Source organism: Pedomonas sp. V897 (assembly GCF_051304405.1).
Taxonomy (GTDB): Bacteria; Pseudomonadota; Alphaproteobacteria; order Sphingomonadales; family Sphingomonadaceae; genus Pedomonas.
The window spans coordinates 283,924-303,536 of sequence record NZ_JBPPGG010000002.1 but is presented as its reverse complement, the minus strand read 5'-3'; the positions used below and the strand labels follow the sequence as shown (position 1 = coordinate 303,536).

Below are 19,613 nucleotides of genomic sequence, written 5' to 3'. Positions count from 1 at the left end.
CCCGATGGTTGTACTAGTCGAGACGCACGTCGCCGCCCTTCGGTTCCTCGAAATGCGGATCGAGCATGGCGGGGGTCACCTCGGCGAGCGTGGCGGGATTCCACTTGGGATTGCGGTCCTTGTCGATCAGCTGGGCGCGCACGCCCTCGTAGAAGTCGTGGCCCTGCTTGATCTGGCAGACGATGCGGTACTCCTGCCGCAGGCAGCCCGCCAGGTCGAGCGACGCACCGGCCCGCACCGCGCGCAGGGTCAGCTTGAGCGAGGTGGGCGAGAGCGCCAGCAGGCGGTCCTTCACGCCAACGGCCCAGTCGTCCCCCGACCCGAGCGACTCCACGATCTCCTCGACCGTGTCGCCCGCAAAGTGCCGGTCGATCTGCGCGCGCACGCTGGCCAGCGGCGCCGCGCCCGGGTCGGTGTGGAAGCGGGCGAGAACGTCCTCGACCGCGGCGTCCTCCTCGACGAGCGCCCGGGTCAGCGCCTCGATCTGCTCCGAGGGCACATAATGGGTGACGATGCCCGCATAGAGGCAGTCCGCCGCCTTCAGCCGCTCGCCCAGCAGGCCGAGGTAGACGCCCAGCTGGCCCGGCATGTGGCCCAGCAGGTAGGTGCCGCCCACGTCCGGGATCAGGCCGATGCCGGTCTCCGGCATGGCGAACAGGGTCTTCTCCGTCGCCACCCGGTACGGCCCGTGCACCGACAGGCCGACGCCGCCGCCCATCACGATGCCGTCCACCAGCGCCACATACGGCTTGGAGAAGGTGCTGGTCAGGTAGTCGGCGCGGTATTCGTCGAAGAAAAAGCCCTCGTACTCGTCGCTGCCCGCGCGGCCGGCCCGGTGCATGCTCACCACGTCACCGCCCGCGCAGAAGGCGCGGTCGCCCGCGCCGCGGATGATGACGAGTTTCACGGTGGGATCGGCCTCCCACGCCTTCAGCTGATCATGGATGGCGACGCACATGGCGCGCGTCAGGGCATTGAGCGCCTTGGGGCGATTGAGGGTGATGATGCCCGCACGGCCCTGAATCTCGAAAAGCACGTCCTCGTTCGCAAGAACAGCGTCGTTCATGGTCATCCCCCGCCTAAAGTCTTCAAAAACCGTTTGAAATCAGGACACACGTCATGCGGCGCCACACGCCGCGCCGTGGCCACAGTCCTAAAGGGTGACGATCCTGTCCAGCCCGAAAGAACGAAGAGCCGTTGTGAGAAAATGCACGTCCTCGTCCGCGCGGGTGAAGACGGCAAGGCCGGAGGGCGGCCCTTCCCACTCCACGCCCTGGCACAGATAGGCGACCCGGCGGGCGATGCCCTCCCCGCTGTCCACCCACTGGAAGGGGCGCGGCGCAACCGCCATCAGCTCCTCCTTCACCAGCGGAAAGTGGGTGCAGGCCAGCACGATCGTGTCCAGCCGCTCGCCGCCCGGCTGGCTCAGCAGCCCGTCGAGCACGGCGCGGAACTCCGGCAGCGGCGTCGGCAGGCCGCGCAGCTTGCGCTCGGCCATCGCCACCAGCTCGGCCGAGCCGTGGCGCAGCACCAGGCAGTCGCTGGCGAACTCGCGCACCAGATTGTCCACATAGGCCTGCCGCACCGTGGCGGGCGTGCCGAGCACGCCGAACACCCGCGTCCTGCTGATGAGCGCCGCCGGCTTCACCGCCGGCACGGTGCCCACCACCTGAACGTTCAGCACCGCCCGCACCTGGGCGAGCGAGATGGTGCTCGCCGTGTTGCAGGCGATGACCACCAGTTGCGGGTCGAACCGCTCGACAAGGCGGCCGAGAAGAGCCGGCACGCGGGCGCCCAGCTCCGCCTCGGTCTTGGTGCCGTAGGGGAAGCCGCCGTTGTCGGCGCAATAGACCACGGGGGCCGCCGGGAGCAGGCGCCGGATCTCCCGCAGGACCGACAGGCCGCCGACCCCGGAGTCGAACACCAGCAACGGTTTTCGCGTTTTCACCAACTTGTGACAATCCACCCGGTTGAAAGTGAACAGGAGACGTGTCTAGTGCATTTCCATCCCGCTTGGAAACAGGCGGACTGATGCAAAATGCGGCAGACGGCCCGAACCGCTGGCCGGTCCGCCGTCCACCCAGTCGAGGTTCTGATCGTGACCCAATTTCCTCTCGCGCCCTACCCCGCCGCCCGCCTCCGGCGCACCCGCATGACCGCCTGGTCCCGCGCCATGGTGGCCGAGAACGTGCTCACCCCGGCGGACCTCATCTGGCCCCTGTTCATCATCGAAGGCACCGGCGAGCGCACCACCGTCGCCTCCATGCCGGGCGTCGAACGCCTGTCCGTCGATCTGGCGGTCGCGGCGGCCCGGGAGGCGAAGAGCCTCGGCATCCCCTGCCTCGCCCTGTTCCCCAACACGCCCGCCGACCTGCGCACCGACGACGGCCGCGAGTCCGCCAACCCGGACAACCTGATGTGCCGCGCCACCCGTGCCATCAAGGACGCCGTGCCCGACATCGGCATCCTCTCGGACGTGGCGCTGGACCCCTACACCACCCACGGCCATGACGGGCTGGTCTCCGACTCCGGCGAGATCCTCAACGACGAGACCATCGAGAAGCTGGTGCAGCAGGCGCTCAATCAGGCCCGGGCAGGCGCGGACATCATCGCCCCCTCCGACATGATGGACGGCCGCATCCGGGCCATCCGCACCGCGCTGGAGGCGGAAGGCTTCACCAACGTCCAGATCATGTCCTACGCCGCCAAATACGCCTCGGCCTTCTACGGCCCGTTCCGCGACGCGGTCGGCTCCGGCGCGCGCCTCAAGGGCGACAAGAAAACCTACCAGATGGACCCGGCCAACTCGGACGAAGCCCTGCGCGAAGTGGCGCTGGACCTGGCCGAAGGCGCCGATACCGTCATGGTGAAGCCGGGCCTGCCCTACCTCGACGTGGTGCGCCGGGTGAAGGACACCTTCGCCGTGCCCACCTTCGCCTACCAGGTCTCCGGCGAATACGCCATGATCGCAGGCGCCATCCAGAACGGCTGGCTCGACCGCGACCGCACCATCCTCGAAAGCCTCATGGCCTTCAAACGCGCGGGCGCGGACGGCGTGCTGACCTACTTCGCCCTGGAAGCGGCCAGGCTGCTGAACGGGAAGTGATTTCTGATTTTTCGCAGGAGGGACTCGGTCCCTCCTGCACCTCCCTTCATTTACGGGGACGCGTTTCCAGCGCGCTCCAGAAACACGGCCCGACAAACGCAAGGGGGATCGAAAGGGGGTCCAAGACCCCCTTTCACCCTTAACCCAGCGTCACGAACACCGCTCCTCCGCGCAGTAGACGCGTTTTCCGGCAACCCAGGTCTCGAGCACCTGTGTCTGCCACACCTCGGCGGGCGGGGCCTTGAAGATGTCCCGGTCGATGAGGATGAAGTCGGCCCATTTGCCTGCTTCAAGGCTGCCGACCTTGCTTTCCTGATGCCCGGCGTAGGCGGCGCCCAGCGTGAAGCCGTGGAAGGCCTCCACCATGCTGAGTTTCTGCTCCGGCAGCCAGCCGCCCGGCGGTTCGCCTTCGCGGGTCTGGCGGGTGACGGCGGCGTAGAGGCCGTAGAAGGGATTGGCCGACTCGACCGGGAAGTCGGAGCCCAGCGCCAGCTTGCCGCCCGTGTTCAGCACGGTGCGCCAGGCGTAGGCGCCTTCCAGCCGGTCCGGGCCGAGGCGTTTTTCGGCCATCTGCCAGTCGGAGGTGGCCTGGGTCGGCTGCATGGAGGCGATCAGCCCCAGTTCCGCCAGCCGCTTGATGTCCTCGGGCGCCAGCACCTGTGCGTGCTCGACGCGGTGGCGCAGCCCCTGCCCGGTGTGGCGCAGGATCAGGCCGAAGGAGTCCAGCACCTGCCGGTTGGCGCCATCGCCAATGGCGTGGACGTTCACCTGATAGCCCTTGGCAATGGCCCTGGAGATCATGTTGGCGAGCGCCGCATCGCTCTGGAAGGGCAGTCCCTTGCTCTCGGGCGCGTCCGCATAGGGCGCGAGCAGCGCCGCCCCGCGCGAGCCGAGCGCGCCGTCGGCGTAGAGCTTGACCGCGCGCAGCGACAGCCGGTCGCCGTGGAGCCCGTCCTGCGGCCCCTCCTTCGAGAGTTCATCGAAGTCCGGCCCGACGCCGCCGATCATGGCGTAGATCCGCGCCGTCAGCTTCCCCTCCGCGCCGAAGCGGCGGTAGAGCGCCCAGGTACGGGCGTCGATCCCGGCGTCGTGCACGCCGGTGAGGCCGACGGAGGCCATGATCTTGAGCGCCGCCTCAAGGGCGGCTTCCAGCTCCGCGTCCGTCGGCGCCGGGATGTGGCGGGTGATGAGGTCCATGGCCGCATCGACGAACACGCCCGTGGGCGTGCCTGCGTCGTCGCGGATGATCTCGCCGCCTTGGGGCGCCTTGGCCGCGCCCGTCACGCCGGCGACCTCGAGCGCCTTGCTGTTGGCCCAGCCCGCGTGGCCGTCCACCCGCTCCAGCCACACCGGGCGGTCGGCGACGGCGCGGTCCAGTTCCTCGCGGGTCGGGAAGCGGCCGAGTCCCCAGGATTCCTGATTCCAGCCACGCCCGCGAATCCACCGGGCGTCCGGGTCGGCGGCGGCGTAGGCCTTCACCTTGTCGAGGGCGTCCTCCAGCGAGCGGGTGTCCGACAGGTCCACCGTCAGGGCGTTCTGCCCGAGGCCCATCACATGGCCGTGGGCGTCGATGAGGCCCGGCAGCATCACCGCGCCCTTGCCATCGACGGCATCCGCCCCTTCGGCGCGCTGCCTGAGCACCCCTTCCGGGCCGACGGCTTCGACCCGTCCATCGTCCCCGATCAGCGCCGCCTCGAAGGATTGCAGCCGCCCCAGCGCATCGAAGGTGTATCCCTTCACGTTGTGCACATAGGTGGCGGCATGAGCGCCCCCCGCCAGGCAGGTTGCGAGCAGGAAAGCCGTGGCAAGACGCATGGATGATCCCCCGGTTTCAATCAAGCAAAAGGGTCGCGGGCCCTCCTGCCATGATTAAATCAATCCCCTACCCCCGGAAACGGCGAATGAGCGACGAGGTATCCTGCCGGCCGCCGCCCATCCTCTGCACGTCGGCGTAGAACTGGTCGACGAGCGCGGTCAGCGGCAGCGAGACGCCGAGGCGTTTGGCTTCGTCCAGCACGAGGCCCAGATCCTTGCGCATCCAGTCCACCGCGAAGCCGAAGTCGAACTGGCCGTCGATCATGGTGGCGGAGCGGTTGTCCATCTGCCAGCTCTGCGCCGCGCCCTTGGAGATCACCTCCACCGCCGCGCGGGCGTCGAGTCCCGCCTCCATGGCGAAGTTGAGCGCCTCGGCGAGGCCCTGCACCACACCGGCGATGCAGATCTGGTTGACCATCTTGGTGAGCTGGCCGGAGCCGACCGGCCCCATCAGGCCGATGCGCTGGGCGTAGGCCTGCATGACCGGCTCGGCGCGGCGGAAATCCGCCTCCTCGCCGCCGACCATGATGGTAAGCTTGCCGTTCTCCGCCCCGGCCTGTCCGCCCGAGACCGGCGCGTCGAGAAAGCCGATGCCCTTCGCCTTTGCCGCCTGCGCCAGTTCCCGCGAGACCTGCGCGGAGACCGTCGTATGATCGATGAACAGGCTGCCCGCCGCCATGGACTCGAAGGCCCCGCCCGCGCCGATCGTCACCTGCCGCAGGTCGTCATCGGCCCCGACGCAGGAGAAGACGAACGCGCACCCCTCGGCGGCCTGCGCCGGGGTCGGCGCCCAGGCGCCGCCATGTTCGGCCACCCAGCGCTCGGCCTTGGCCGTGGTGCGATTGTAGACCCGCACCTCATGACCGGCCTTCGCCAGATGCCGCGCCATCGGTGCGCCCATCACTCCAAGCCCCAGAAACGCAATCTTGGCCATTTCACAAATCCTCCGTTGGCACCGCCTGCCTCCTAGCACAGCCGGAGCGCGTCCGGCGAGGCCGCAACGCAACAGCATTGCTGCCCGAACCGGACGCGAGCCGTACTGAATGTTGCTGACGGGGGCTGCGAAGTGTATTCCCTGCCACAGACACCGGCCCCATGCGGTATTCCTCGATCGCCTGGAGCGGCCTCACCGACGAATTCAACAAGCGAACTGAACAGGCGCATCGAACCATGAGCGTGGCACAATCCCAGCCCTCCGGCGCATCCGCCGACCTGCCCGTAACCCTTGAGGACGTGCGGCGTGCACGCTCCGCCATTCAGAACGCGATCATCAACACGCCCTGCCTCAAGAGCCGCACCCTCAGCGAGATTTTCGGCGCGGAGATCTGGCTCAAGTTCGAGAACCTCCAGTTCACCGCCTCGTTCAAGGAGCGCGGCGCGCTCAACCGCCTGCTGCACCTGAGCGAGGGCCAGCGCAAGGCGGGCGTCATCGCCATGTCGGCCGGCAACCACGCGCAGGGCGTCGCCTACCACGCCAGCCGCCTCGGCATTCCGGCCACCATCGTCATGCCCAAGGGCACCCCGACGGTGAAGGTGCAGCAGACGGCGGGCCACGGCGCGCGCGTCATCCTCCACGGCGAGAAGCTGGAGGAAGCCACCGCCCTTGCCCGGAAAATGGCCGAGGACGAGAGTCTGGTGTTCGTCCACCCGTTCGACGACCCGCTGGTGATGGCGGGCCAGGGCACCATCGCCCTTGAAATGCTGGAGGCCGTGCCGGATCTGGACTGCCTGATCGTCCCCATCGGCGGCGGCGGTCTGATCTCGGGCGTTGCCGCCGCGGCGCGCGGGCTGAAGCCGAACATGCAGATCATCGGCGTGCAGGCCGAGCTTTATCCCTCCATGGCGGCCAAGGTGAAGGGCTTCGAGGCCATCTGCGACGGCGACTCGCTGGCCGAGGGCATCGCGGTCAAATACCCGGGCGAGCTGACCTACCAGATGGTCAAGGCGCTGGTGGACGATATCGTGCTGGTCTCCGAGGCGGAGCTGGAGCGCGCCGTCTCCCTGCTGCTCACCATCGAGAAGACGGTGGCCGAGGGCGCGGGCGCGGCGGGTCTTGCCGCGCTGGTGGCGCAGGCCTCGCCCTACCGGGGCAAGAAGCTGGGCCTCATCATCAGCGGCGGCAATATCGACACCCGCCTGCTCGCCAACGTGCTGCTGCGCGAGCTTGCCCGCGAGGGGCGGCTGGCGCGCCTGCGCATCCGCCTCAAGGACCGGCCGGGCGAGCTGTTCCATGTCACCCGGATCTTCCACGAGCATCAGGTGAACATCATCGACGTGAGCCACCAGCGGGTGTTCACCAAGCTGCCGGCCAAGGGCACCTACGCCGATATCGAGGTGGAAACCCGCGACCGCGAGCATCTGGACCAGCTCGTCACCACCCTGCGCTCGCGCGGCTATGACGTGCGCATGATCGAGGCGGGCTAACCACCTCTTAACCGCTTCGGCCCATAGTTGCGGTCCCCACTGGAGGCGGAACGTCTGGTCATGGCCAAAGGCAAGGGCGACAACGCTGCGCGCCCGATCATCATCAAGAAGGTGAAGAAGACTGCCCACGGCCGGCATGGCGGCGCGTGGAAGGTGGCCTATGCCGACTTCGTGACGGCCATGATGGCGTTCTTCATGCTGCTGTGGCTGCTCACCATCTCGGACAAGGTGACGCTCCAGGGCATCGCCGACTACTTCACGCCTTCCAACGCCACCATGTCCAACGCTTCGGGCGCGGGCGGCATCCTGGCAGGCACGGCGCTGGAGTCGGAAGGCGCCAAGGCCAGCGGCTCGAACCTCACGGCGACGCCCAGCTCCTCCCCCAGCAAGGACTCGAAGGACAGCGAGGACGCCCGCAACCAGAGCCGGCAGGAAGACCAGGCGCCCACCTACGAGATGAAGCTGCCGCCGACGCCGGACGCCAGGCTGCTGAAGGCCGAGGACGACCTCAAGACCGCCATTCAGGAAACGCCGGATCTGGCCAAGTACCGGGACCAGATCCTGCTGGAGCAGACGCCCGAGGGGCTGCGCATCCAGCTGATCGACCGCGACGAGCGGCCCATGTTCCGCCCGGGCACGGCCACGCCCTATCCCTTCTACGTCCGTATCCTGCAAACGGTGGCGGACGTGGTGAAGGCCATGCCCAACCGCATCTCCATCACCGGCCATACGGACGGGGCGGTCTATGCCAACGAGGGCCAGTACGGCAACTGGGAGCTCTCCGCCGATCGCGCCAACGCCACCCGCCGCGTCCTGCGCGACGCGGGCGTGCGGCCCGACCGCATGGCCGAAGTGACCGGCCGCGCCGCCACCCAGCCGCTCTACCCCGACGCGCCTAACCGGCCCGAGAACCGCCGCGTCGCGATCCTGCTGCTGCGCGAGGCCCCGGCGCTTGCGCCCGCCTTTGCCGGCGGGAACTGAGCCGGGCTGCGCATTCCGCCAATTTCGCGAAGAAAGCCGGGTTTTCCCCTTTTCCGCCGCAGCGGCCCGCCTATACTGGATGTGCGGCTGAAACGCAGTCGGACACCAGTCCCGCGCGTTTCTCCTGTAGGCGTTTCACCAGAAGGCGTTTCACCGGAAGGTGATTGACTGTTCAGCGGGTGAGAATGAACGACCAGGTGCTTCAGTTCCCGCGGTTCTTCCTGACAGCGCCCGGCCCGTGCCCCTATCTTCACGGCCGGGTGGAGCGCAAGGTTTTCACCGAACTGCGCGGGCTCGACGCCGCCTCCTTCAACGAATCCCTCGGGCGCATGGGCTTCCGGCGCAGCCAGAACGTCGCCTACCGGCCCGCCTGCGACCGCTGCTGGGCCTGCCAGTCTGTCCGGGTGCGGGCGGCCGAGTTCCGGCCCAACACCACCATGCGGAAGGTGCTGCGCCGCCACAGCGATCTGGTCATCAACGCCTGCGAGCCGTGGGCCACGTCCGAGCAGTTCGAGCTGCTGCAACGCTACCTCCATGCCCGCCATCCCGATGGCGGCATGACCCAGATGGATGCGGACGACTACACCGACATGATCGAGCGCACGCCGGTCGATACGGTGGTGTATGAATACCGCGAGCCCGGCCCCGAGGGCGGCGGCCGCCTGGTCGGCGTTTGCCTCACGGACCACCACTCGGACGGCCTGTCGATGGTCTACAGCTTCTTCGAGCCGGACGGGCCGCGCCGGAGCCTCGGCACCTTCATCATCCTCGACCACATCCGCCGCACGGTCGAAATGGCCCTGCCCTATGTGTATCTGGGCTACTGGATCCCGAACTGCCGGCAGATGTCGTACAAGGTCCAGTACAAGCCGCTCGACGTGCTGACCGCCGACGGCTGGGTGTCGATAGACACGCTGCAGGCCGACCAGCAGGGCTCCCGGCCGTCCATGCCCTCCATGGGCTATTATCCGATCCGCTCCCCCGAGAAGGCCTGAGCGGCTGCCCGCTCAGCGGCTGGCCGTCGTGCCGCCGCCAATCCACGGCTCCGCGCACGGCGTGCCCTTTGACAGGCTGAACGGGCCGATGTCCGGCTTGGCGGCGTCATGGAGCCGGCCGCAGAAGTCCACCCGGCCTGCGGCCAGCGCGCGGCCCTTGCCGGCCAGCGCCCCCTTGTTGGCCACGGAAAAGTCGCCCCGCAACGGCGCACGCAGCAGGCTGCTGCTGGTCCGGCCGAGTACCGCCGCCTGCAAGCCGGACACGACGTTCTTCTCCAGCGTCGCCTTGCCGCCGTTCCGCTCCTTCACCCGGCCGTCGATGATGTTGTTGAAGATGAGCGCGTCCGACTGCGGATAGCGCACGTCGATGCCCGTGGTGCCCGCCACCAGATTGTTGTGGATGACCGCGTTGGCCGCCTTGTTCAGGTAGATGCCCACATCGTTGGGACAGTTGAGGATGACGTTGTTGCGGATGACCCCGCCATCGTTCTCGAACGCGCACTGGCCGTCGCGGCAGGCGTAGGTGTCCGTCCCGCCGCCGCCCAGCGACAGGCCGAGGCGGATGCCGCCCCGGTGCCGCCATTCGCACATCACCAGATTGCGCTCGAACACGCCGCCGTGGCTGGCGCCCTTGATGAAGGCGGCATAGCTCACGTTGTCGCCAACGCCCTTGGCGTAGTCGGCGATGATGTTGGAGGTGATCCGCCAGCCGTCCGCGCCCACCACGTCGATCAGGGTGACCGGCCTGTAGGTCTTGCGGGGATGGTCGTTGTTGAAGCGGTTGCCCTCGATCAGGCCGAAGTCCGGGGCCTGGGTGCGCTTGCGCCCGAGGTTCACCTTGATGGCGGCGTTGAAGTTCCGCATCACGTTGTTGCGGATGATCGTGCCCCTGGCGTTGGCCACCACGTGCAGGGCGTGCTCGCAGTCTTCGTCCTGGTTGCAGACGCCCTGGAACAGCAGATTCTCGAACACCCAGTAGCCGCCGTAGACGGTGAACCCCTGCGTCGTGCCGATCCGCAGGGTCACGTCGCCCAGCCGCGCCGCGCGCAGGAAAATCGGTTTGTCGGGGGTGCCGCTGGCGCGCACCTCGAAGCCGCCGCCCCGGAAGAGGTAGCTGCCCGGCTGCAACAGGATGTGATCGCCCGGGCGGGCGTTGCGAATGGCCTCGCCCAGCTCCCGCGTCGTCGAGACCACAACGGGCGTCGGCGCGGGCCAGCGCTCGATGATGCCGGAGGACGGGTCGCTGACATCCGCCGGGCCCATCGCCGGCAGGGGCACACCCTCCGCCGTGTAGCGCGCCGGCAGCGGTTCATCGAGAAGCCGGGGCCCCACCACCCTGGACAGGACCAGCGGCGGCTGTTCGTCGGCCGGGGCGAGGATTTCGAACACGCGGCGGCTGTCGCTCTGCCCCATCAGCGCGGCGGGCGCGGCAAAGGCCCAGTCGATGGAGGGATACTTGGCCCGCTGCCATTCCAGCTCGGGGCCGAGCGCGCGGCTCCAGGTGCGCAGGAACGGCTCCTGAAACCGGTACTGCGTCCACAGCGCCAGCGCGCCGATCGCGGCCGCCATCACCGCCGTCAGGATGGCGGCCAAGCGCACGAGACGCCGTCCCCAGGCGACGTCCTTTCGTCCGGTCATGCCCATTCGGTCCCCCACCCCACAACCGCTCGCCGAGGCCCTGCGGCCACCGCAGAAGTTACGGGCAGGACGCCGCGCCTTGTCAATAGCCGGGCCCAGCCATTCGCCGGGCCCAGTCAATCCCTTGGGCCAATCAGTAGCCGAGGCCCTTGGGCCAATCAGTAGCCAAGGCTGGGCCGCAGCCAGCGCTCCGCCTGCTCGACAGACACGCCCCGCCGCCGGGCATAATCCTCCACCTGATCGCGCCCGACGCGCGCCACGCCGAAGTACTGCGCCTGCGGGTGGGAGAAGTAGTAGCCGGAGACGGCCGCGGTCGGCACCATGGCGAAGCTCTCGGTGAGCTGAATCCCCGCGTGCTGCCCCGCGTTCAGCAGGCGGAACAGCTCGGGCTTCTCCGAGTGGTCCGGGCAGGCCGGATAGCCGGGCGCCGGGCGGATGCCCTGGTATTTCTCGCGGATGATGTCCTCGTTGCTGAGGTTTTCATCCGGCGCATATCCCCAGAACTCGCGGCGCACCCGCTCGTGCATCCGCTCGGCCAGCGCCTCGGCGAGCCGGTCCGCCAGCGCCTTGAGGAGAATATCCGAATAGTCGTCGTGCGCGGCCTTGAAGCGGGCGAGATGTTCCTCGATGCCGTGACCTGCCGTCACCGCGAAGCCGCCGAGATAGTCCGCGCCGGGCGAGACGAAATCGGCCAGGCACATGTTGGGCCGCCCTTCCCGCTTGGCGATCTGCTGGCGCAGGAAGTGCACGCGGGACAGCTCCTTCGTGCGGCTTTCGTCCTCGTAGAGGATCACGTCGTCGCCATCGCGCGCGGCGGGCCAGAAGCCGATCACCGCCTTGGCGGTGAGCCACTTCTCCCTGATGATCCGCTCCAGCATTTTCTGCGCGTCGGCAAAAAGCTGGCGCGCGCTCTCGCCCACCACCGCGTCGTCGAGAATGGCCGGGTACGTGCCCGCCAGCTCCCATGAGCGGAAGAACGGCGTCCAGTCGATGCGCTCCACCAGATCCTCGAGCGGATAGTCCTCGAACGCCCGGGTGCCGATGAACGACGGCCGGGGCGGCACATAGCCCTCCCAGTCGATCTTCACGCCGTTCGCCCGCGCCGCCTCGATGGAGATCAGCTCGGACTCCTGATTGCGCGCGCGCTTGCGACGGATCTCTTCGTACTCCGCCGCGATTTCGGCGAGGAAGGCCTCGCGCCCGGTGTCCGAGACCAGCGCTGTTGCCACGCCGACGGAGCGGCTGGCGTCCAGCACATGGATGGTCGGGCCGGTCTCGTAGCGCGGCGCGATTTTCAGCGCCGTATGCACCTTGGAGGTGGTCGCGCCGCCGATGAGCAGCGGCAGGGTCATGCCCTCGCGCGTCAGCTCCTCCGCCACCGTGCACATCTCGTCCAGCGACGGGGTGATGAGGCCGGAGAGGCCGATGATATCCGCCTTGTGCTCCTTCGCCGCCTTCAGGATGGTCTGGAACGGCACCATGACGCCGAGGTCGATGACCTCGAAGTTGTTGCACTGGAGCACGACGCCCACGATGTTCTTGCCGATATCGTGCACGTCGCCCTTCACCGTCGCCATGACGATGCGGCCCTTGGCCTGCTGGCCTTCGGACTTCTCCGCCTCGATATAGGGAATGAGGTGCGCCACCGCCTTTTTCATCACGCGGGCGGACTTGACCACCTGCGGCAGAAACATCTTGCCCGCGCCGAACAGGTCGCCCACCACGTTCATGCCCGCCATCAGCGGACCCTCGATCACCTCGATCGGCCGGGCGAACTGCTTGCGGGCTTCTTCCGTATCGTCGATCACATACTGGTCGATGCCCTTGACCAGCGCATATTCCAGCCGCTTGGCGACCGGCCACGAACGCCACTCCGCTTCCTGCGTTTCCGCCTGCGCGCCGCTCTCGCGATATTTGTCTGCGATTTCCAGAAGCCGCTCGGTCGCGTCCGGCCGGCGGTTGAGGATCACGTCCTCCACCCGCTCGCGCAGCTCCCCGGGAATTTCGTCGTACACGTCGAGCTGGCCCGCGTTGACGATGCCCATGTCCATGCCGGCCTGAATGGCGTGGTAGAGGAACACCGAGTGCATCGCCCGGCGCACCGGCTCGTTGCCCCGGAAGCTGAAGGAAATATTCGACACGCCGCCCGAGATTTTCACATGCGGGCAGCGGGCCTTGATCTGGCGGCACGCCTCGATGAAATCGACGGCGTAGTTGTTGTGCTCCTCGATGCCCGTGGCGACCGCGAAGATATTCGGGTCGAAAATGATGTCCTCGGGCGGCACGCCCGCCTTTTCGGTGAGCAGCCTGTAGGCGCGCTCGCAGATTTCCACCTTGCGCGCGCAGGTGTCCGCCTGCCCCTGCTCGTCGAACGCCATCACCACCATGGCCGCGCCGTAGCGGCGCACCAGCCGGGCCTGACGCAGGAACGCTTCCTCGCCTTCCTTGAGGCTGATGGAATTGACGATCGCCTTGCCCGAGACGCACTTGAGACCGGTCTCGATGACGCTCCACTTGGAGCTGTCGATCATGATCGGCACGCGCGCGATATCCGGCTCGGCGGCGATCAGCTTGAGGAAGGTCTCCATCGCCTTTTCGGCGTCGAGCAGACCCTCGTCCATGTTGATGTCGATGATCTGCGCGCCCGCTTCCACCTGCTGGCGCGCCACGTCGAGCGCGGCGGTGTAGTCGCCCGCCATGATCAGCTTTTTGAACCTGGCGGAGCCGGTCACGTTGGTCCGCTCGCCAACGTTGATGAAGGTGGCAGTGGCTTGGTTTGTCATGTTGTCATTCACGCAAGACTGGGGAGGACGTCATGGCGCGGCGGGACCACCCTGCCGCGCCCGAGGGCGCGCGTCAGGCCGCGAACGCCTCGAGGCCGGAGAGCCGCAGCTTCGGCTCCGGGTGCGGGATCGGCCGCGGCGGCAGCGCCGCCACCACCTCCGCGATCCGGGCGATGTGGGCGGGCGTGGTGCCGCAGCAGCCGCCCACCACATTGATGAGGCCATGTTCGGCCCACTCCCGGATCAGGGTGCCGGTGGTCTCCGGCCGCTCGTCGTACTCCCCCATTTCATTGGGCAGGCCGGCGTTCGGATAGACGCACAGCAGCGTATCGACGATACGCGAAAGCGCGGTCACATAGGGGCGCAGCTCGGTCGCGCCGAACGAGCAGTTGAGGCCCATCGACAGCGGCCGGGCGTGCTGCACCGCGTGCCAGAACGCCTCGACGGTCTGGCCGGAGAGATTGCGGCCGGAGAGATCCGTCAGCGTCATGGAGATCATGACCGGCACCGCCTCGCCGCGCGCTTCCGCCGCCTCGTCAACCGCCACCAGCGCCGCCTTGGCGTTGAGCGTGTCGAACACCGTCTCGACGAGGATGAAATCGACGCCGCCGTCGAGCAGCCCCTCGATCTGCTGGCGGTAGACGTCCTTCATCTCGTCGAAGCTCACGTCCCGGTGGCCGGGATTGTTCACGTCCGGCGAGACGGACAGGGTCTTGTTGGTGGGGCCGATGGCGCCCGCCACGAAACGGGGCTTGTCGGGCGTTGCATGGCTGTCCGCCAGCGCGCGGGTGAGCCGCGCCGCCGCCACGTTGATATCGTAGGTCAGGTCCTGCGTCCCGTAGTCCGCCTGGCTGATGCGGTTGGCGTTGAAGGTGTTGGTGGCGAGCACATCCGCCCCCGCCTCCAGATACTGGCGGCAGATGCCCGCGATGTCCTCCGGGCGCGTCAGGTTCAGCAGATCGTTGTTGCCCTTCTGGTCGCGCGCGAAATCACGGCCGCCGCGAAAATCGGCTTCCGACAGCTTCAGCCGCTGGATGGCCGTGCCGTAGGGCCCGTCCTTCACCAGGATGCGGCGGCGCGCCGCCTCCCGGAACTGTTCCGCTTTTTCCGCCCTGTTCATGCCGCAACCTCCACATCCGGCCTTGAGCCTGGCCGCACCCCCAGCAGGTGACAGATGGCGGCGGTCAGTTCAGCCCGGTTCAACGTGTAAAAGTGAAAATTCCGCACGCCGCGCTGATAAAGGCGCGCGCACAATTCCGCCGCGATGGTGGCGGCGACCAGCTGGCGCGTCTGCGGCCGGTCATCCAGCCCCTCGAACAGGCGGCCCATCCAGTCCGGCACGCTCGCGCCGCACATCTCGGCCATGCGCTTCAGCTGGGCGAAATTGGTGACCGGCAGGATGCCCGGCACCACCGGCACGGTGATGCCCGCCGCCTGCGCCAGATCGACAAACCGCAGGTAGGTGTCGGGATCGAAGAAGAACTGGGTGATGCAGCGGGTCGCGCCCGCATCCACCTTGCGCTTGAGGTTTTCGATGTCCGCGATGCGCGAGGGAGAATCCGGGTGGCACTCGGGGTACGCGCCCACGCTGATCTCGAAGGGCGCGATTTTCTTCAGCCCCGCCACCAGATCGGCCGCGCAGGTGTAGCCTTGCGGATGCGGCTCGAAGGGCGTGCTGATGCCCGTCGGCATGTCGCCGCGCAGCGCCACGATGTGGCGCACGCCGCTTTCCCAGTAGCTGCGCGCCACCGCGTCCACCTCCTCGCGGCTGGCGGCCACGCACGTCAGGTGCGCGGCGGGCGTCAGCGAGGTCTCCTTGAGGATGCGCGTGACGGTGTTGTGGGTGCGCTCGCGCGTCGAGCCGCCCGCGCCATAGGTGACAGAGACGAAGCGCGGCCCGAGCGGCTCCAGCGCCTTGATGGAGTTCCACAGCGTCTCCTCCATCTTCTCCGTCTTGGGCGGGAAGAATTCGAAGGAGACTCCGATGTCGCCGGGCACATCGGCGAACAGCGGGCGGAAGCTCGGGGTCAGCGGGTTCATGGTCCTCAATCCTTGTTCTTCTCGCCGAGCCACAGCGTCACGGTCAGTTCGCTGCCCTGCAAATGCTCGACGACGCGCGCGCTGAGACCGGCCGCCTCCATCCACTCGATCACCTGACGGTCGGAAAAACCGAGGCGGCGGTGGGCGTGCTCCTCGCGCAGAAATTCCTTGTCGTGCGGGGCGAAGTCCGCCACCAGCAGCCGCCCTTCGGGGCGGAGCACCCGCGCGGCTTCGGCAATCGCCGCCTGCGGCTCCTCCGCGTAGTGCAGCACCTGGTGGATCACCACCGCGTCGTAGATGGATGCACCGTTCAGCGCATACATGTCGCCCATGCGCACCTGCACGTTGCGCAGCTCCGCCGCTTCCAGCCGCGTGCGGGCGATCTTGAGCATTTCCTGGCTGGTATCGATGCCGACCGCGCGCACCACATGCGGCCCCAGCACCTCAAGGATGCGGCCGGTGCCGGTGCCGATGTCGAGCAGATTCTCCACCGGCCGCGCCAGCAGGTGACGGATGATCGCCTCCTCCACCTCCCGCTCGGAAATGTAGAGGGAGCGCACCTGGTCCCACTCCTGCGCATGATCGGCGAAATAGGCATTTGCGCGGCTCACCCGCTCCGCCTGCACGTCCTTCAGCCGGGCCAGGTCGCCGCACAGCGTCGGGTCGTCAGCGGGCACCAGCACGTCGAGCATGCGGCGCAGGATATCGGCCAGCTCGCCCTCGGCGAGGCGGAAGAACACCCACGCCCCTTCCTTGTGCCGCTCCACCAGCCCCGCATCGACGAGGATCTTCAGATGGCGCGACACCCGCGGCTGGCTCTGCCGCAGGATTCGGGTCAGATCGCTGACCGCCAGCTCGCCATAGTGCAGCAGCGCCAGAATGCGCAGGCGGCTGGGGTCGGCGGAAGCCTTCAGAACTGTCAGTGCGTTATCCATGCATACGGACATAAAGATATCTTTATGTATCGTCAATAGACAGATCACCGTCTCGGGACACGAAATCGCGCCAGAGGCATGATCCTTTGCAAGAAGGATCGCAAATCAAAAGCGATGTTGGAATAAAATTATACCGGCCCCGGCCTGCCGGGTCCGACCGGGGGCCGGACCGTCAGGCGGCGGGCAGCAGTACGGTGAAGCGGGCCCCCTCGCCCAGGGCGCTGTCCAGCAGGATGTCGCCGCCCATGAGCCGGGCGAGACGGCGGGAGATGTGGAGCCCCAGCCCCGTCCCCTCCGGCTTGCCGGTGTAGGCGCCCCCGGCACATTGCTGGAATTTCTCGAACACCCGCTCGTGGTTCTCGGGCGCGATGCCCGTGCCGGTGTCCCAGACCGTGAAGGCCACCATGGGCTTTGCGCCGGGCCTGATGCTGACTTCCAGCCCGATACGCCCGCCCTCGGGCGTGAACTTGACCGCGTTGGTGAGCAGGTTGACCAGAATCTGCAAGGTGCGCCGCTCGTCGGCCACCACGCGCACCGACGGGTCGCAGCGGACGGCGCTGAGATCGATGGACTTGGCCTCGGCGCGCAGCACGATGAGGCTGCGCGCCTGATCGACAAGCGGGGCGAGGCTGATCTCCTCCTGCGTGAGGGTGACCTCCCCGCTTTCGATGACGCTCACGTCCAGCACGTCGTTGATGAGCCCCAGCAGGTGGTAGCCTGCGGTGACGATATCGTTGGCGTAGGCGATGTAGTGCGGCTGAAGCTCGCCGAACACCTGCATCTGCATGGCCTCGGCAAAACCGATGATGGCGTTGAGCGGCGTGCGCAGCTCGTGGCTCATGGAGGCGAGGAATTCGTTCTTGGCCTCCAGCGCCGCCCGGGCCTGCTCCGAGGCCACGTCCAGCGCCATGTTCTTGCGGGTCAGCTCCGCCAGCGCGTCCTGAAGATTGCGATGGGCGCTGCGGGTCTGCTCCTCCATGAGGTAGGTGCGCGTCACGTCCATGCCGACGCCGCGATAGCCCCGGAAGCACCCCTCGTCGTCGAACACCGGCACGCCCGCCAGGTGGAACAGCACCGCGTCGCCCGAGGCGTCTTCCATCACCATCAGCTGGTTGCGGAAGGGCACGTGGGTTGTCTGCGCCTTCTCGAAGGGCATGTCGCCCGCCAGGTTGGCCTCCAGCCGGCCCAGCGACTGGAACGGCTTGCCGACCAGCATGGCAACCGGCTTGCCGATCAGCGCCGTCAGCCGGTCGGAGAGCGCCGTGATGCGCTGGTCCTCGTCGATTTCCCAGAACCAGTCGGAGGAGGCGCGGGCAAAATCCCGGAAGCGGGCCTGGTTCATGGCCGCCGCCTGCACCCGGCTCACCTGCTCCGTTGCATCCTGCATCGCCCCGGCAATGCCGTTGACGGCCCCGCTGCCGTTCCGCTGGGGCACGAAACTGGCCCAGTAGTGGCGGGTCGCGCCGCCCACCGTCGCCGACAGCGACCGCGAGACCGGCTTCCCCCAGATGAGCGCCGTCTCGACGGCCGCCTGAAACCCGGGGATCGCCACCGCCTCGTCACTGCCGCCGCACTGCTCGTTCAGGCGGCGGAAGGCCTCGTTGCTCTCGATCAGCCGGCCGCTCTGGTCGGTCCGGAACAGCAGCGACACCACGGCGTCACCAAGGGCAGGCGCGGCGTCTTCCGCCGCGTCCGGCTGCGGCGACGTCCGCGGCTGCTCCCCTTTCGACGCCGCGTTCCGTCGCGCCGAGCGCAGCGGCGGCACGACCAGGATGGGCGGCCCATCGCCGGGGCCGGGCTCAAACCGCCCCATTCTGCACCCCATCGATCGCCATCACGTAGGAGGCATCCCGCTGCCACAGCTTCAGCACCCGCTGCGCCCGTGCGGGCTCCAGCTCGTCGTAGAGCTTGAGAATGGTGGTCAGGACCTCCGGCCGCTGCATGGCCATCGGGTTGTTCACCTTCCCCAGCAGGAGCACGATGTGGGCCATCACGTCCCGCGACATGTCGATGGCCCGCGCCAGCACGATGAAGCTCTCCAGATTCTTGCCGGAGATGATGTGCCAGCCCATCCGGTTGTCGATCTGCGCCCGCTCGCAGATGCCCGCGAGGAACACGGCGATGCGCTGCTGGCGCAACACCTGGAGGAGGAAGTTGTCGGTCAGCTCGCCCAGCTCGTTCAGGCGTCGGGCCAGCTTGTGCGCGCGCGACTGGAGGCTCTGGTTCTCGTCCACCTCGACCACCGCCTGACGGGTCGCCGATTGCAGGGCGGCGTCGAGGATCTCCTCGCTGATGTCGAATTCCAGAAGGATGCGGCGGCGGAGGGCGGCCGACACCCACCAGTACATGCGGTGGGCCAGCTCCGGCAGCAGGTCCGAGCGCGACAGCAGCGGCTCCTGGAACCGGTCAAGCCGGCGGCTCTCGGCCACCAGATATTCCATCGCCCGGCGCGAGAGGACCGCATCCTCGTTGCGAATCAAGGCCTCGATGACATCGGTCGAGCCATGGGCGATGAGGGCGTCGGTCACCGTCTCGCTCAGATGATCGCGCATGGCGATGGCAAGGCGGTGCTGGTCGCTGCGGGTCTTGACGATCTCGATCAGGTCGGCGTCGCGCAGAACCTTGCTGTTCTCGAGCAGCGGACGGGCCACCTCGATCTCGTCGTTGGCCAGCATCCGCTCCAGTTCGGGGAGATCGATTTCGGAGCGCAGCAGCATCTCGGCGAGGTTGCGCCGCACGTCCATCTCGATGGTCTTGACCAGCTTGGCCAGCACATCGGACATCAGCGCCCGCTGATGCTCCGTCAGTCGATACTTCTCCGGCAGGAAGAAGTCGACAATCGCATGGAAGAGCTCTTTGCGCGCCTCGTTCGATCGATCCGCGGCCAAGCTCAACA

General features: G+C 67.6%; 15 protein-coding genes. 4 read left to right on the top strand and 11 right to left on the bottom strand.

The window, feature by feature from the left end; translation table 11 throughout:
- Positions 1 to 13: 13 nt before the first annotated feature.
- Together ACSJJU_RS07395 and murI are read right to left on the bottom strand one after the other, a co-directional pair.
- Positions 14 to 1,066 carry an enoyl-CoA hydratase/isomerase family protein gene (locus ACSJJU_RS07395; RefSeq protein WP_435914686.1) on the bottom strand — a complete coding sequence of 351 codons (1,053 nt, stop codon included), beginning with the start codon at positions 1,064 to 1,066 and terminating at the stop codon, positions 14 to 16.
- Between the two features lie 87 nt (positions 1,067 to 1,153).
- Entirely contained in the window at positions 1,154 to 1,948 is a 795-nt protein-coding gene (gene murI, locus ACSJJU_RS07390; RefSeq protein ID WP_435914685.1) for a glutamate racemase, read from the bottom strand.
- 150 nt (positions 1,949 to 2,098) lie between these two features.
- On the opposite strand from murI, the gene hemB reads away from it, so the two are divergent.
- Complete coding sequence (gene hemB, locus ACSJJU_RS07385; RefSeq protein ID WP_435914684.1) at positions 2,099 to 3,106, top strand: porphobilinogen synthase; 1,008 nt, start codon at positions 2,099 to 2,101, stop codon at positions 3,104 to 3,106.
- A 150-nt stretch (positions 3,107 to 3,256) separates the two neighbouring features.
- Here hemB and ACSJJU_RS07380 read toward each other — a convergent pair whose 3' ends face one another.
- Together ACSJJU_RS07380 and ACSJJU_RS07375 are read right to left on the bottom strand one after the other, a co-directional pair.
- Positions 3,257 to 4,921: an amidohydrolase gene (locus ACSJJU_RS07380; protein WP_435914683.1), complete on the bottom strand. Its 1,665-nt coding sequence runs from the start codon at positions 4,919 to 4,921 to the stop codon at positions 3,257 to 3,259.
- 67 nt (positions 4,922 to 4,988) lie between these two features.
- Entirely contained in the window at positions 4,989 to 5,855 is an 867-nt protein-coding gene (locus ACSJJU_RS07375) for an NAD(P)-dependent oxidoreductase (protein ID WP_435914682.1), read from the bottom strand.
- Positions 5,856 to 6,091: 236 nt separating this feature from the next.
- On the opposite strand from ACSJJU_RS07375, the gene ACSJJU_RS07370 reads away from it, so the two are divergent.
- The 3 genes from ACSJJU_RS07370 (at position 6,092) to ACSJJU_RS07360 (ending at position 9,321) form a co-directional block, all read left to right on the top strand.
- Complete coding sequence (locus tag ACSJJU_RS07370) at positions 6,092 to 7,345, top strand: threonine ammonia-lyase (protein ID WP_435914681.1); 1,254 nt, start codon at positions 6,092 to 6,094, stop codon at positions 7,343 to 7,345.
- 60 nt (positions 7,346 to 7,405) lie between these two features.
- A complete protein-coding gene (locus ACSJJU_RS07365; protein ID WP_435914680.1) occupies positions 7,406 to 8,326 on the top strand; it encodes a flagellar motor protein MotB in 921 nt (306 codons plus the stop codon).
- A 185-nt stretch (positions 8,327 to 8,511) separates the two neighbouring features.
- On the top strand, positions 8,512 to 9,321 hold the full coding sequence (locus ACSJJU_RS07360) for an arginyltransferase (protein ID WP_435914679.1): 810 nt from the start codon (positions 8,512 to 8,514) through the stop codon (positions 9,319 to 9,321).
- Positions 9,322 to 9,333: 12 nt separating this feature from the next.
- Here the strand turns inward: ACSJJU_RS07360 and ACSJJU_RS07355 are convergent, their stop codons facing one another.
- The 7 genes from ACSJJU_RS07355 to ACSJJU_RS07325 form a co-directional block, all read right to left on the bottom strand.
- Complete coding sequence (locus ACSJJU_RS07355) at positions 9,334 to 10,959, bottom strand: chondroitinase-B domain-containing protein (RefSeq protein WP_435914678.1); 1,626 nt, start codon at positions 10,957 to 10,959, stop codon at positions 9,334 to 9,336.
- A gap of 158 nt (positions 10,960 to 11,117) precedes the next feature.
- Complete coding sequence (metH, locus tag ACSJJU_RS07350; RefSeq protein ID WP_435914677.1) at positions 11,118 to 13,742, bottom strand: methionine synthase; 2,625 nt, start codon at positions 13,740 to 13,742, stop codon at positions 11,118 to 11,120.
- 73 nt (positions 13,743 to 13,815) lie between these two features.
- Entirely contained in the window at positions 13,816 to 14,862 is a 1,047-nt protein-coding gene (locus ACSJJU_RS07345) for a homocysteine S-methyltransferase family protein (RefSeq protein WP_435914675.1), read from the bottom strand.
- Positions 14,859 to 15,782: a methylenetetrahydrofolate reductase gene (gene metF / locus ACSJJU_RS07340; RefSeq protein ID WP_435914674.1), complete on the bottom strand. Its 924-nt coding sequence runs from the start codon at positions 15,780 to 15,782 to the stop codon at positions 14,859 to 14,861. Before metF ends, ACSJJU_RS07345 begins: the two co-directional genes overlap by 4 nt.
- 5 nt (positions 15,783 to 15,787) lie before the next feature.
- On the bottom strand, positions 15,788 to 16,717 hold the full coding sequence (locus ACSJJU_RS07335; RefSeq protein WP_435914673.1) for an ArsR/SmtB family transcription factor: 930 nt from the start codon (positions 16,715 to 16,717) through the stop codon (positions 15,788 to 15,790).
- Between the two features lie 172 nt (positions 16,718 to 16,889).
- Entirely contained in the window at positions 16,890 to 18,530 is a 1,641-nt protein-coding gene (locus ACSJJU_RS07330; protein ID WP_435914672.1) for a PAS domain-containing sensor histidine kinase, read from the bottom strand.
- On the bottom strand, positions 18,517 to 19,611 hold the full coding sequence (locus tag ACSJJU_RS07325; protein WP_435914671.1) for a DUF2336 domain-containing protein: 1,095 nt from the start codon (positions 19,609 to 19,611) through the stop codon (positions 18,517 to 18,519). The genes ACSJJU_RS07330 and ACSJJU_RS07325 overlap by 14 nt, the downstream gene beginning before the upstream one ends.
- Positions 19,612 to 19,613: the final 2 nt, after the last annotated feature.